This is a genomic window from Faecalispora sporosphaeroides DSM 1294 (assembly GCA_000383295.1).
GTDB classification, from domain to species: Bacteria; Bacillota; Clostridia; order Oscillospirales; family Acutalibacteraceae; genus Faecalispora; species Faecalispora sporosphaeroides.
Genome location: KB911070.1, coordinates 116,787 through 131,283, shown reverse-complemented (window position 1 = coordinate 131,283; position 14,497 = coordinate 116,787). Strand labels below are relative to the sequence as shown.

General features: G+C 53.6%; 13 protein-coding genes and 2 riboswitches. Of the genes, 12 read left to right on the top strand and 1 reads right to left on the bottom strand.

Features of this window, described 5'->3' with window-relative positions:
- The first annotated feature begins 78 nt into the window (after positions 1 to 78).
- A riboswitch (FMN riboswitch) is annotated at positions 79 to 208 on the top strand.
- Between the two features lie 80 nt (positions 209 to 288).
- Positions 289 to 861: an ECF transporter S component gene (locus G340_RS0110285; RefSeq protein ID WP_020073573.1), complete on the top strand. Its 573-nt coding sequence runs from the start codon at positions 289 to 291 to the stop codon at positions 859 to 861.
- A 118-nt stretch (positions 862 to 979) separates the two neighbouring features.
- Positions 980 to 1,081: riboswitch (SAM riboswitch) on the top strand.
- Between the two features lie 71 nt (positions 1,082 to 1,152).
- Entirely contained in the window at positions 1,153 to 2,334 is a 1,182-nt protein-coding gene (metK, locus tag G340_RS0110280) for a methionine adenosyltransferase (protein WP_020073572.1), read from the top strand.
- A gap of 188 nt (positions 2,335 to 2,522) precedes the next feature.
- On the opposite strand, the gene G340_RS0110275 is transcribed toward metK, so the two are convergent.
- Positions 2,523 to 3,917: an MFS transporter gene (locus G340_RS0110275; protein ID WP_326522377.1), complete on the bottom strand. Its 1,395-nt coding sequence runs from the start codon at positions 3,915 to 3,917 to the stop codon at positions 2,523 to 2,525.
- 177 nt (positions 3,918 to 4,094) lie between these two features.
- Here G340_RS0110275 and G340_RS0110270 point away from each other — a divergent pair, with 177 nt between their 5' ends.
- The 10 genes from G340_RS0110270 (at position 4,095) to G340_RS0110225 (ending at position 14,496) form a co-directional block, all read left to right on the top strand.
- On the top strand, positions 4,095 to 4,715 hold the full coding sequence (locus G340_RS0110270; protein ID WP_020073570.1) for a TetR/AcrR family transcriptional regulator: 621 nt from the start codon (positions 4,095 to 4,097) through the stop codon (positions 4,713 to 4,715).
- 120 nt (positions 4,716 to 4,835) lie between these two features.
- Positions 4,836 to 5,189: a hypothetical protein gene (locus G340_RS0110265; protein WP_020073569.1), complete on the top strand. Its 354-nt coding sequence runs from the start codon at positions 4,836 to 4,838 to the stop codon at positions 5,187 to 5,189.
- A gap of 49 nt (positions 5,190 to 5,238) precedes the next feature.
- Positions 5,239 to 7,455 (top strand): SF1B family DNA helicase RecD2, encoded by a 2,217-nt coding sequence (recD2, locus tag G340_RS0110260; protein ID WP_020073568.1) that lies wholly within the window; start codon positions 5,239 to 5,241, stop codon positions 7,453 to 7,455.
- Entirely contained in the window at positions 7,445 to 8,134 is a 690-nt protein-coding gene (locus G340_RS0110255) for a ComF family protein (RefSeq protein ID WP_020073567.1), read from the top strand. The genes recD2 and G340_RS0110255 overlap by 11 nt, the downstream gene beginning before the upstream one ends.
- 13 nt (positions 8,135 to 8,147) lie before the next feature.
- Positions 8,148 to 9,257, top strand: a complete 1,110-nt coding sequence (gene mreB, locus G340_RS0110250; RefSeq protein WP_020073566.1) for a rod shape-determining protein — start codon at positions 8,148 to 8,150, stop codon at positions 9,255 to 9,257.
- A 241-nt stretch (positions 9,258 to 9,498) separates the two neighbouring features.
- A complete protein-coding gene (locus tag G340_RS0110245) occupies positions 9,499 to 10,155 on the top strand; it encodes a pentapeptide repeat-containing protein (RefSeq protein ID WP_020073565.1) in 657 nt (218 codons plus the stop codon).
- Between the two features lie 569 nt (positions 10,156 to 10,724).
- Entirely contained in the window at positions 10,725 to 11,894 is a 1,170-nt protein-coding gene (locus tag G340_RS0110240; RefSeq protein WP_020073564.1) for an ABC transporter substrate-binding protein, read from the top strand.
- A 75-nt stretch (positions 11,895 to 11,969) separates the two neighbouring features.
- Entirely contained in the window at positions 11,970 to 12,842 is an 873-nt protein-coding gene (locus G340_RS0110235; RefSeq protein WP_020073563.1) for a branched-chain amino acid ABC transporter permease, read from the top strand.
- A 12-nt stretch (positions 12,843 to 12,854) separates the two neighbouring features.
- The gene (locus tag G340_RS0110230) at positions 12,855 to 13,745 is read left to right on the top strand and encodes a branched-chain amino acid ABC transporter permease (RefSeq protein WP_020073562.1); all 891 of its coding nucleotides are present in this window, start codon (positions 12,855 to 12,857) and stop codon (positions 13,743 to 13,745) included.
- The gene (locus tag G340_RS0110225; RefSeq protein ID WP_020073561.1) at positions 13,732 to 14,496 is read left to right on the top strand and encodes an ABC transporter ATP-binding protein; all 765 of its coding nucleotides are present in this window, start codon (positions 13,732 to 13,734) and stop codon (positions 14,494 to 14,496) included. Before G340_RS0110230 ends, G340_RS0110225 begins: the two co-directional genes overlap by 14 nt.
- Position 14,497: the final 1 nt, after the last annotated feature.

Genomic DNA, 14,497 nt, shown 5'->3' with positions numbered 1-14,497 from the left:
TTGGTGAGTGCAGAGAATTTGCAATCGCCTGTTGACAAACTAATATCAAATGAATATAATAAAACTATCAATTAAATAAGCTGTCTTCGGGGCGGGGTGTGATTCCCCACCGGCGGTAATGCGGCTTTTTGCCGTTAGCCCGCGAGCGTGTGCCGATTTTGGTGAGATTCCAGAGCCGACGGTATAGTCCGGATGGAAGAAGAACTGCGCATTTGCGTTTGTTTTGTCCCGCAGATTTTCTGCGGGATTTTTTTTCGTTGACAGCGAAAAAAAGGAGAGACAATAGAAGTGAAAAAATCCATGACCCAAAAGAATATTATTCAGATGACGCAGCTTGCCGTGCTGGCGGCCATTTCCGTGGTGCTGGTCGCCTTTGTCCGTATTCCTCTGATTCCCGCGGTGCCGTTTTTGGTGTACGACATGGCGGACGCACCCATTTTGATCGCGGCGCTTCTGTTTGGCTCCGGCCCAGCGCTCCTGGTGCTTTTTGTGGTTTCCGTCATTCAGGCGGTTTTCCTCGGAGGCAATGGATGGGTTGGATTGGTGATGCATTTTGTGGCATCCGGCGCTCTGGTGTTTCTGGTGGGCGAGTTTTACAGAAAAAAGCACAGGTTTTCCGACGCTGTGGTCGGAATGGTGCTTGGCACGCTGGCCATGACGGCTCTGATGGTGCCCATGAACTACATCTTTACCGTGCATTTCTTCGGCATGCCGAAGGCGGCGCTCGACGCGCTGATTCTGCCGGCGATCATCCCGTTCAATCTGCTCAAGGCTTCTCTTAACAGCGCGATTGCGGCGGTATTGTTGAAGTCCTTACAGCCATTTGTTCAAAAAAACCGTAAAATGATTCATCCGGTTTAGCAAGTATTTTTTGACTTTTCTTTTGTATTTTTCATATTATATGTTATAATAAGCTCATAACAGGCACTGGGGCATCGCTTCTGGCGCCTGAGAGAGTATTGGTTTACAACTGAATAATTCCTTATCAAGAGTGACGGAGGGAACAGGCCCTGTGATGTCCGGCAACCTGCGCAATGTGCGAAAGGTGCCAAATCCTGCGGATAAAGCCGGCAGATGAGGTTGCTTTCCACCGTTTGGCTTCTTCCAAACGGTGGATTTTTTGATTGTCTTATTGTAGTAGGAGGCTTGATTATGTCAAATTATTTTTTTACATCTGAATCGGTGACAGAGGGACATCCCGATAAAGTCTGCGATCAGATTGCCGACGCGGTTTTGGACGCGATTCTAGCGCAGGATGATAAGGCCCATGTGGCCTGCGAGGTTACGGCCACCACCGGACTGGTGCATGTGATGGGCGAAATCTCGACAGAGTGCTATGTTGATATTCCCGCGATCGCCCGGGAGGTGATTCGTGAGATCGGCTACGACGACCCCCAGTATGGCTTTGACGGCAATTCCTGCGGTGTGCTGACTTCAATCGATATGCAGTCGCCCGATATTGCGATGGGCGTGAACCAATCGTTTGAGGCCCGCGGCGGCGCCACGGATGAAAACGATCTGATCGGCGCGGGGGATCAGGGCATTATGTTCGGCTTTGCCTGCAACGAAACGACTACGCTGATGCCGCTGCCGATTTACCTTGCCCACGCGTTGGCCAAGCGTCTGGCGGCGGTACGAAAAGACGGTACCCTGCCATATCTGCGCCCCGACGGAAAAACGCAGGTAACGGTGGAGTATGAGAACGGCAAGCCCACCCGCGTGGAAGCGATTGTCGTTTCTACCCAGCACGACCCCGACGTGACCCAGGAGCAGATTCATAAGGCTATAATCGAGCAGGTGATCCGCCCGGTGGTATCCGCCGATCTGCTGGATGAGAGCACCAAGTATTTTATCAATCCCACCGGCCGCTTTGTGGTGGGCGGCCCTGTCGGCGACAGCGGCCTGACCGGCCGAAAGATCATTGTCGATACCTACGGCGGCTTCGGGCGCCATGGCGGCGGCGCGTTTTCCGGCAAAGACCCCACGAAGGTAGACCGTTCCGCGGCGTATGCAGCCCGCTATGTTGCAAAGAACATTGTCGCCGCAGGCCTTGCCGAAAAATGCGAGGTGCAGCTTGCCTATGCCATCGGCGTGGCGCACCCGGTTTCCATTCTGGTGGAAACCTTCGGCACCTCCGCTTACACCAGCGCCCAGCTGGAAGCCGCGATTCAGAAGGTGTTTGACCTGCGCCCGACCGCGCTGATCAAGTCGCTCGGCCTCAATCGGCCGATCTACCGCCCGCTGGCGGCATACGGCCACATGGGCCGCGAAGATTTGGGCGTAGCATGGGAGAAAATCGACAAAACAGAGCAGCTGAAGGCCGCGCTGGCCTGAGCAGATCCGGTTTACGGGAGCAGCTTCAATTAATACAAAAGAGTATATTTTTATAATAAAACAGCTGCGGAACAGTATTGGGTTCCGCAGCTGTTTTTGGTAAATAAGGCCACTTTTCTTCCAGTGTGAACTGTGCGGCAAAGCGTCATTTTTTGAGGGGACACTTTCCTCGTTAGATAATGCTTCTGTTAACAGGATGCTTCTTCTCTTTTTCCGCGAAACAATGTAAGCAACAGAGCCGCCAATGCACAGCAAGCCGCCACGACGCAGATTATGCGCAATGCATAGAAAAAAGTAGATTGCTGTAACGCAATGCCTTTCATTCCTTTGGCGGAGAATACGGCGGTGGCATAGCTCACTTTAGAGGAAAGCAGAGCGGCTGAAAGAGCTTCGCCCAGCACCATACCGATATTGCGCATGGTTCCCAGGGTTGCACCCGCCACACCCCTGCTTTGTGCCGGTACGCTGCCCATCACAATGCTGTTGTTGGGGGTATGGAATAATCCTGCTCCAAGGCCGGTTATTGCAAATGCAAGCAGTAATAAGGGCACGGGGGTGTTCTGGCGAAAAGCGCTGAAGGTAAGAATTGCTGCCGCTAAAATACCAAGGCCGATACAGCTGATCAGCCGGCCATCCGTTTTGTCAGAAATTGCACCGCTGACGGGTGCGGTTGCCATCATCATCAAAGACATTGGCAGCATGATTAAACCAGAGGTTGAGATAGGCAGCATATGCTGCTGCTGAAGATAATATGGAGACAGAAAAACCATCATGAATTCACTGATATAGAAAAAAGTTGCGGCGAAATTGCTGGCGGCAAACACCCTGTTTTTGAACAGCGCAAGATTCAGGATGGGGTGTGGGAAATTCTTTTCATGAACGAGAAAGGCAACCAGAAAAGCGGTTCCCAAAACAAGGAGAGTGGAAAATAGAACGGGATTTACGGTTGATTTTCCAATCATGGAAAGCGGTAAAAAAATCAGCGTTAACGCTGCCATAATAAAAATACTTCCCATGGGGTCGAATTTTGATCCTGCTTTTGGTGTATCCGAAGAGATATTCCGTATGGCCAGAGTAGTTCCGATGATGCCAACAGGAACGTTGATGAAAAAGATGCTGCTCCACCCAAAGTGAAAGACCAGAAGGCCCCCCAGAGAAGGGCCCGCGCAGGTTGAAACCGCAACTGCAATGGACGTAACGCTGAGCGCTTTTCCTCTGTTTTCCGGTAAAACGGAATTCGTGATAATGGCGCTGCCCGTTGCCATCATCATAGAGCCGCAAAGTGCTTCTAAAACCCGGAAGAGAATCAGCGTGGTAATATTGGGGGAAAATCCGCAAAACAAGGAGCTAAGAGTAAACCCGATAAAGGCTAAGATATAGATTTTTTTCAGGCCGTACAGGTCGGAAATTCTGCCAAAGGTAAGCTGAGTGGCACATAGTGTCAGCAAATAGGCTACTACCACCCACTCGACAACAGAGATGCCGGTCTGGAAAGTATTCTGAATAGAAGGCAGTGCCACATTTACCGCATTGATGTCAAAGCAAGTCATAAATGTGCCGAGAGCGACGGTCAGAACCGTCAAATTGGGATTTCTTTGAATAGAGTACACGATGTTTCCTTCTTTGCATATTTAATATGAGCAAAAGCTCACATTAAATATATTCCTTTGACATCCGAATGTCAATCATAATATGAGCAAAAGCTCTTATTTGTTTACAAATAACATCATTTGCATTATAATAAAATAGAGGTGGACAAAATGGAAGCAGAAAAAGCGGTACGTAAGCCACGGCAGAAAAGAAGCATTGAAACAAAAGAAAAAATAGTTTCCGCAGCTTATCAGCTCTTTTGTGAAAAGGGATACTATAATACAACTACAAATGAAATAGCACAGGTTGCAAATGTATCAATCGGCAGCCTTTATTCCTATTTTAAAGATAAAGACACCATCTTCTTAGAGATTTTAGAACGATATAACGATTCTTTTTTTAAAGTGCATAACGAACTGTCCTGTGAGATGGAACAGTATGCGAACAACCTCAGGGCATGGTTTCGCCGCTTGATGGAGGGGCTGATTCGGGTGCATCAAATATCAAAGGAATTAAACCGAGAAATGGAGCTTCTTTGTTCCACTATGCCGCAGGTGGCTGCTATTCAAAAGCGGCAGAGGGAAAAGACATGGCAGGCAACGCTTCAATGTTTTTACGCAAATAAAGAATTCATAAATGTAAAAGATATCGAGGCCGCCGCCATTGTTGTTTTCAATTTGGTGAGCTCGGTTGTGGATCAAATTGTTTTTTGCCAAAACGAAATCGATAATGAGCGAATTTTACAGGCAGGAGTCGACGCCGTGTACAAGTTCTTGATTGATAAGGAATGAAAAGAGCCCGCCGCAGTGATTTTCCAAAATGTTTGCGCCTCAAGCAGACCTGGGGAACGCCGGCGGGTATTGCTGTCATTTTTTCCTTTTTCGCATATCATAGCAATGAGGTGATTGCAAATGGAAGATATGATCGGCAGAATTCTGGTGGCGTTTTTCGCGGTAGTCGGCCTTACGGAGCTGTGCCGTTTTGTATTGTTCTGGCTGACCCGCCCCGGCTGGGAAGAGAAGATCACGGTTTTGGTGTGCGTTTCGGGGAACGACAGCAAGGTGGAGTATCGGCTGCGCGGAGCGCTCGAGCGTTTGCGCTGGCTTCGTCATACCGGGCACAGGGAGCTGATCTGCGTGGACTGCGGAATGGATCGCGAAACGAGGGAGATCTGCGAAACATTTGCCCTCGCCAACCCGAGCGTCCGGCTCTGCATGGCGGCCGATCTGCCGGAAACACTGAACGGGGAGTTTGCAAATACATAGAAAAAGAGGTATACTGAATTGAATAGGAAACACAGCCGAGGATGGGAATATGCAGGAAAAACAATTGCTGGAACTGACCGGCACGGTGGAAGAAATTGTCTTTAGCAATGAGAATAACGGGTATAAAATTCTGGAGCTGAAAGCAGGGGAGGAGCTGATCACGGTGGTCGGCACCCTCCCCTGGGTTGGCTGTGGGGAAGAGCTGCGCGTCATCGGCACCTGGATTCATCACCCGAGCTTCGGCCAGCAGTTTAAGGCGGAGGCATTCGAGCGTTCCGCGCCCAAAACGGCAGACGCCATTCTGCGGTACCTGTCCTCGGGCGCCATCAAGGGAATCGGCCCGGCCACGGCGACCCGTTTGGTGGAGGCCTTCGGCGAACATACGCTCGAGGTGATGGAGCAGGAGCCGGAGCGCCTTTCTACCATCAAGGGTTTGACACGCGCCAAAGCAGAAAAAATTGCACAGGAGTTCCAGCGCATTTACGGGATTCGAGAAATTATGTTGTATCTTGGCGGGTTTGGGATCACGCCGGAAGAAGCTCTGCGGGTTTGGAAGCAGTACGGCCCTTCCTCGAAAGAGCTGATTCGCACCGATCCATTTCTGCTGTGCGCCGACGGCGTCGATATCGATTTTGGGCGCGCCGATCTCATCGCAGAATCCGCGAGCGTGGAGCAGGACGATTTTTCGCGCCTGCGCGCGGGACTCCACTATGTGCTGCGGCACAACACGAACAACGGCCATACCTGCCTGCCGAAGGACAAGCTGATTCCCGCCGCCGCGCGCATGCTCGGCGTGGAGCCGGAGACGCTTTCCTCCGTGCTCGAAGAGTTGAAGGAAGAGCGTGCGCTGATTCCCCAGCTGCTCGGGGGGCGGGAGTTTATCTTTCTGCCGCGCTATTATCAGTCCGAATCGTACTGCGCGGGGCGGCTGCTGATGCTGCTTCGCTACCCGGCGCAGTCGCTGCGAAATGTCGGCGGGTATATCGCGGCGGTGGAAAAGCGCCTTGGCATCGCGTATGCCGAGGGGCAGAAGCTGGCGGTGCGGCAGGCGCTCGAGCAGGGGATGCTGATTTTGACCGGCGGCCCCGGCACCGGAAAAACGACGGCCCTCAACGCCATCATTTCCATTCTGGAGGAGCAGGGGGAAAAGGTGCTGCTTGCGGCGCCCACCGGGCGGGCGGCGAAGCGCATGTCTGAGGTGACGGGCAAGGAGGCGAAAACCATCCACCGGATGCTTCAGGTGGAGTGGAACGACCGCGACGCGCCCACCTTCGCGCGCAACGAGAAAAATTTGCTGGATTGCGACGCGCTGGTGCTGGACGAGCTCTCGATGGTGGACGTTCAGCTGTTTGAAAGCGTGCTGCACGCGCTCCCGCTCGGCTGCCGGCTGATTCTGGTGGGCGACTGCGACCAGCTGCCGTCCGTCGGCGCGGGCAACGTGCTGGGCGATCTGATCCGCTGCGGCAAATTCCCCGTCGTGCAGCTGCAGGAGGTGTTCCGCCAGTCGATGAACAGCCTGATCGTACGCAATGCGCACCGTGTGGTGGCGGGCGAAATGCCGGAGCTGCACGACCGCACCGGGGACTTTTTCTTTCTGCCCATGCGGCAGGCCGACCGCATCGCGGATACGGTCGTTGGGCTGTATACCGAGCGTTTGCCCCGCACCTACGGCTACGACCCCGCGGCTGATATTCAGGTGCTCTGCCCCGGCAAGCGCGGCGCCGTGGGCACGGAGGAAATGAACCGCCGCCTGCAAGAGGCACTGAATCCTCCCGGGCCGCAGAAGCGCGAGATCAATGTGAACGGCGCCGTTCTGCGCACGGGTGACAAGGTGATGCAGGTGCGCAACGACTATAACCTGACCTGGCAGCGCCCGGACGGCAGCACCGGCGAGGGCGTGTACAACGGCGATGTCGGCATCCTGCTCGAAATTGACAAGCGCGGCGGTACGCTCACGGTGCAGATGGACGACCGCTATGTGCTCTACCCGCTCGAAAGCGCGGCGGAGCTCGACCTGGCGTATGCCATGACGGTTCACAAAAGCCAGGGCAACGAATTTCAGGCGGTGGTGATTCCGCTGTATACCGGGCCGTCGCAGCTGAATTACCGCAACCTGCTTTACACGGCCATCACCCGCGCCAAATCGCTGCTGATTCTGGTGGGCATGGAGCAGGTGATCGAGGCCATGGTCAACAACAATCGAAAGACGCTGCGCTATTCGGGGCTGGGCTGGTTCCTGTCGGAGGAAAGCGTACATGAAATGTAAAAGCCTGTGGGACGGCGTGCTGGAATTTTTTTATCCGCCGCGCTGCCTGCTTTGCCGAAACATCGTGCCGCCCGGCCGCGAATGCTGCGAGGCCTGTGAGAAGGCGCTTTTGCCCGCAAACTGGAGCGTGCGCATGATCGAACCGGAAACCGGGAAGACTTTTGTTTGCGTCGCTCCCGATCCATATGACGGCCCGCTGCGAAAGGCGATGCTGGATTTTAAATTCCACAACATGCCGAAGCACGCGCGTTTTTTCGCGCAAAGGATTTTTTCGCAGCTGCGGCAAAGCCCGTTTCTCACCCGTGCGGATTTTGTTGCGAGTGTGCCGCTGTCGCGGGAAAGGCTGCGGCAGCGCGGCTATAACCAGTCGGAGCGCATTGCGCGGGAGCTGGCCGCGCTGGCCGGGCTGCCCTATTTCACCGTGCTCGAAAAGCATGTGGAAAATCGGGAGCAGCACCGTTTGCACAAAAAAGACCGCCGCCAGAATGTGCGCGGCGTGTACCGCATTCTCCCGGGTGTTCCGGTGGAAGGGTGCCGCATCCTTTTGGTGGACGACATTCTCACCACGGGCGCCACGCTTGGCGAATGTGCCGCGGTGCTGTATGCCGCCGGTGCAAAAGAGGTGCTTTGTGCAGCGGCGTGCCGCGTCTCCGCCCAACCGGAATCCATTTCCTGTTGAAAAAAGGGGCAAAATGTTCTATAATTATATACTAAATCTGCCGAATGCGGGCAATCAGCCCGCGGCAGAAATGGGAGAAAGGCAGGTGACCTGTGCGGTGCTTGGAACAGACATTGCAATTGATCTCGGAACATCGTCGGTAAAAATATACCTGGATGGCAAGGGAATTATCCTGAATGAACCATCCGTTGTGGCATATGAGCAGGACACGGACAACATTGTGGCGATCGGGCATGAGGCCTACGCCATGGTGGGGCGCACCTCTTCAAAAATCGCGGTGGTGCATCCGCTGTGCAACGGCGTTATTTCTGATTTTGCGCTGGCTCAGTATGTGATTCAGCATTATTTAAAGAAGATCAACGTCAGCAGGGTGGTGATGCCCCGAGTGGTTGTCAGCGTCCCCTGCGGCATTACGGAGGTGGAAAAGCGTGCGGTGGTCGACGCGATCAGTGCGTCGGGCGTGCGCAAGATCTGCCTGATCGAAGAGCCGGTCGCGGCGGCGATGGGCGCCGGGGTCGATATTTCCGTTCCCCACGGCTGCTTTGTGATCGACATCGGCGGCGGCACCACAGACATGGGCGTGATTTCGCTCAGCGGCGTCGCGTTAGCCCGGTCCATCAAAGTGGCGGGCGACGCCTTTGACGAAGCGATCATCAAAATGGTGCGCCGCAAGTACAATCTGCTGATCGGCACCCGCATGGCGGAGGAAGCCAAAATCGCGATTGGCTGTGTATACCCGCGCAAAGAGATCATCACGCACCGCGTGAAGGGCCGCAATATGCTCACCGGTCTTCCTCAATGGGCAGACATCAGCTGTGACGAAGTGCTGGAAGCGCTCCTCGAGCCCGCGATGCAGATCATCCGCACCGCGCAGGAGGTTCTGGAGAAAACACCGCCCGAGCTGATGGGCGACATCGACACAGACGGCATCATCCTTACCGGCGGTTCCGCGCTGCTTTACGGCTTTGATACGTTGATCAGCAAGAAAACGAAGATGAAGGTCTTTGTGCCCGAAACTCCCGAAAGCTGCGTGGCAGTGGGGGCCGGCAAGGCGATTTCGTTTATTGACGATATGGAGAACAAGAACTACGGCGTGCTGAATCCCTTGAGCGCGGCCTACTGAAACAGAAGAGAAGGGTACGATACCGGTGTCGTTCTGATGCGAGCCGGTATTTTTCTGTATCGCTGCGTTGGGCGGGGATCAAACGGGCGCCTCCGGGGCAGACCCTTTTTAAAAGGGGATGGCATTCTTTTTCCCGCCGCGTGCGGGGAGAAAAAATCGCGGCGCCTGCATGGTGCTTTTTCAGTTCATTGGCAAAGGCTATGCCTGAATGCTTTCAAATGGGAAGGAGCGGGGAACACATATGGGAATCGCGGAACCAAAGCTGGCAAAGGAGCTTTGGAACATAGAGGATTTTGACGCCGTCATTTTGCGCTGTCTGGAGGAGGAAACGCCGCTCATTGCCGCCCGGTGCGGCGCAGTACAGGCTGATGGCGGCGATTTTTCCGGTCTGGATCTGCGGGCCGGTATTGTGGAAAACAGCGCGTTGCGCAATTGCAGCTTTGAGAACGCCTCGTTTACCGATGTCATTTTTCAGTCCTGCGATTTTTCAAACAGCGATTTCAGCAACGCTTTCTTTGAGCGCTGCCGATGGGCCGACTGCAAATGCGTCGGCGGGAACTGGAACGATACGGTGCTGCGGCAAACGGTTTTTGAACGGACGCTGCTTTCTTATGCCAGCTTTGACCGGACAAGGATCACAGACGTTTGTTTTCACTGCGTCGATTTTACGGAGGGCTCATTGTCCGAGGCGAAGCTGAAGAACTTTTCCGTGATAGAATCCAAGCTGATCAAAAATAATTTTTTCCGAACGCTTTTGGCCGGCGTGAATTTGACGACGGATGAACTGGCCGGGCCGATCGTGTCGTCCACGGCGGAAGAGCTGAAGGGTCTGGTGATCACCCCGTTTCAGGCGGCGGATCTCATCGGCCTTTGGGGCATTGAAGTGGATCGGGGCTGAATCTGGTTTGTCCTTTCATTTGGGAAAAGGGTGTTCTGTGCTTTGCACGGAACACCCTTTTTTCTTTTGCTGTGGTTTTCTCTCGTCGGCGCGGCAAAATGCAAGGAGTATTTTTCTTGCCATGGTCAGAAAGAGCCTTACCGAGGGCAGGGCGTATGATTTCTGCTTTCTGGGAAAAAATAGTAGCAGGGAAAAAGCTTGCATTTTAAGATAAAACACCCTTACTTATGTGCGAGCCAGGCAGAAAAAGGAATTTTCTGCAAAGGTTTTCATATTAAATATGCAGCAAAAAGCACAAATATCAAAAATATAATTAGGAAACTATTCAAAGCAATCGGTAATGTGCAAACCTTTTCATAGTTTTATTTATATAAAACAGGAAAAAACGATTTCAAGATTGACAAAGTGTGAACGAGAATGGTAATATACACTTAAAATTCATCGCTATATTTAAAGATTATTACTAATTGTTCCATTTTTATTGATCCGGCAACAGTGTAAAAACGTTTTCACATTCGGTTATTGCCTGCACCCGCAGGACAGTACATAAATTTAAGGAGGAAATCGAAATGAAAAAAGTACTCGCATTTCTCATGGCCATTGCTATGGGACTGAGCGCGACGGCTTGTAGCAGCCCGTCTGCCTCTTCCGGGTCCTCATCGAATCAGGGAGGAGAGATCGTGATCGGCTGTCTTCAGGACGTCACGGGGCCGACTTCTTCTCTGGGCCAGATGGTTCAGGCCGGCGCTCAATGGGCCGTTGACGAAATCAATGAAAAAGGCGGCATTGACGGCAAGAAGATCAAAATGAACAGCTACGATACCAAGGGCGACGTCACCGAAGCGGTAAACGCCTTCACCAAGGCCGTTACCGTTGACAAGGTGAGCGTTATTGTTGGCCCGCCTGTTGCGAACATCGCGCTGGCGATCAAAGAGATCAGCGAGCAGTATGATGTGCCGGTGATGGGCCTGGCGATGGATAAGAACGCACAGCTCAAGCAGGACGGTACCCCGTATAAGAACATGTTCACCTTCCAGCCCAATGCGGACCAGCAGGGCGCCATCATGGCAAAGTATGCGCTCGAAAACGGCTTTAAGTCCTTCGGCGCCATTTACAACGAGAGCAACTCTTACTCCACCTCCCTTCTGGCTCCGTTCGTTCAGACCGTTGAGAGCTCCGGCGGCACGCTTGCAAAGAATCTGCAGGTAGCCTACAACGCGAACGACACAGACTTTAAAACCCTGCTTTCTCCCATCGTAAACGCGAAGGTTGACGCGATCTTTGTTCCCAACTACACCAAAGACCTCGTCAACATTACCACGGCGGCCCGCGCGCTCGGCTATCAGGGCGCTTTGATCTGCGGCCTTGACGCCTGCCCGCCCTTCAACACCATGATGGGCACCAGCTGCGACGGCGTGTACTACATCAACAACATCGACGACACCACGCAGGCTCTGCAGGACATGATCAAGAAGGTTAAGGAAAAGACCGGCGTTGAAGCGACCAACAAGTTCTTCCTCGGCTACGATATCGTCAACATCGCGGCGAAGGTTCTGAAAGAAAACGGAACCAGCGACCCCGCGAAGATTCGCACCGCTCTGGAGAACCTCAGCGATTACACCGGCATGACCGGCAATATCTCGATCGATCCCAAGACTCATATGACAAAGAGCATGGAGATGTTCATGTTCACCTATGAGGGAACGACTCCGAAATTCCTGCAAAAATTCTCTGCCTGATCATCGAATCGGCTATTCATTTGGATGGGGATTCCTTCGCACTGAAGGGATCCCCATATGAAAGGAGGACATCCCGTGTCACTGCAGATCATTGTCAACGGATTGGCGACCGGCTCTGTTTACGCCCTGATCGCCACCGGATTTTCTTTGATTTTCAATGTGCTGAAGTTTTCAAACTTTTCGCACGGTGCATTAATGACCCTCAGCGCTTTTTGCGGTTATTTTATCGCGGCCGAAAGGGGCCTCGGGTTGATCCCCACCATCTTGGTGGCGGTTGTGACCGGTGCTCTGGTCGCGTTGGCGGGCGAATTCATCGCATTCCGCCGAATCACCCTGAACAATACCTCTCCCGTTTATTTCTTCGTATCCTCTATTACGCTGGGAACCATGTTTGAGGGTATCGTAACGGTAAAGGTAGGCGCAAACTTCTACAACTACCCGCAGTTTTTTCAAAATTCGACCATTAAGTTCGGGAGCGTGGTTATCTCCACATCGGACCTGCTGATGTTTTTTTGCAGTGTGGTCACGCTGTTGATACTTGCTTATATCCTTCAAAAAACACGTCAGGGGCGCGGCCTTCGCAGCGTCAGCTTTGACCGGGATACCGCAAGCCTGATGGGCATCAACGTAACCCGCACCATTCAGTTCACCTTTATCGTTTCGGGTGCGCTGGCGGGCCTTGCGGGCGTGTTCCTCGGCATCAACTACACGCTGTATCCCACGCTCGGCAGCCTTGTGGTAAAAGGCTTTATCGCATCGGTCATCGGCGGCCTCGGCTCCCTGACCGGCGCAATCATCGGCGCGGTTCTGCTCGGCTTTGTGGAGACCATCCTCATCAGCCTGGTCGGCTCCGGGTATACGCCGGTATTTACATTCCTGCTCATGCTGGTATTTCTGTTGGTACGCCCCAGCGGCATTGCAGGCTCGAACGTTCAGGAAAAGGCATAAGGGGGGGCCGGCATGACATTATATCTTTCGATTCTGACTCAAATTTTGATTACGGTCGTTGCGGTCTGCGGTGTTTATGTACTTACCGGCCTGACTGGTATGTTCAGCCTTGGCCAGGCGGCGTTTATGGCGGTTGGCTCTTATGCCTCGGGCATACTGGTGGTAAAATGCGGCTTCCCGTTCTGGCTGGCCTGTATTCTGGCGGTGCTGATCGCAGTGGTGATCGGCTACCTGGTCGGCTTCCCGACGGTGCGCCTGCGCCGCGACTACATCTCGCTCGTCACGCTCGGGTTCGGCGAAGCGATCACCGCCCTGCTCAACCGGGCGACCAAGCTCACAGGCGGTGCCTCCGGCTTTATCGGCATCCCCAGAAAAACAACCTTCCTGCTCGCTCTGGCTTCGGCCATTGCGGCAATCGCGATTGTTAGCTGGTTCAAAACCAGCAAATACGGCCGCCAGTGTATTGCGGTGCGCGGCGATGAGCTGGCCGCAAAGGCCATGGGCATCAACGTGCCGAAAATCAAGATGAACGCATTCCTGCTCAGCGTGGCGGTTACGGCGTTCAGCGGCTGTCTGTATGCGTTCTTTATTACTTATGTGGACCCGACCATTTTCGGCTGGAAAAAGAGCGCGGACTGGGTCATCATGGTGTTCTTCGGCGGCGTCAACAGCCTGACGGGCTCTGTTGTGGGCGCATTCATCCTCAGCGGCCTGCCCGAGGTGCTCCGTTCGCTCGACCAGTACCGCAGTATCATTTACGCAATTCTGGTTCTGCTCATCATCAACTTTAAGCCCTCCGGTATTTTCGGCGAGTGGGAGCTTTCGCCCCGTAACCTGAAAGCGCTGGGGGAAAAGCTGGCAAAAAGATCCCGAAAGGAGGAAAAGACGGATGGCGCTGCTTGAGGTAAAAAATATCAGTAAGTCCTTCGGTGGGCTCAAAGCGATTCAGGATTTTTCTCTGGAAGCGGAAGCGGGCGAGATTCACGGAATCATCGGCCCGAACGGAGCCGGCAAAACCACTATTTTCAACGTGATCTCCGGTGTGTATACGGCGGACGAGGGTTCGGTTACCCTCAAAGGCAAAGACATCACCAAAATGGAGCAGTATCTTATCACCCGCGAGGGCATGGGGCGCACGTTCCAGAATATCCGCCTGTTTAAGGGCCTTACGGTGCTCGAGAACGTGCTGTGCGCGTTCGACCCGCAGTCGAAGTACGGCATTGCGGGGGGACTGCTCCCCACGCCGAAGCGCTTTTCGGAAGAAAAGCGCGGCCGCGAGATCTGCGAGCAGTATCTTGAGCTGGTCGGCATGGCCGACTTTAAAAACGAACGCCCCGAAAATTTGGCTTACGGCAAGCAGCGCCGTGTGGAAATCGCGCGCGCGCTCACCTGCCACCCCAAGGTGCTTCTGCTCGACGAGCCCGCGGCGGGCCTGAACCCCACGGAGGTTTCGGAGCTGACCGACCTGATTCGGCGCCTTTCGGCAGACATCGGCTTTGCGATTTTGCTGATTGAGCACCGTCTGGAGCTGGTCATGAGCATCTCGCACAAAATCCATGTGCAGAACTTCGGCAAAACCATTGCCGTGGGCACGCCGGATGAGGTGCGCCAGAACCCCGAAGTCATCGAAGCCTATCTGGGAAAGGAGGAGTAAG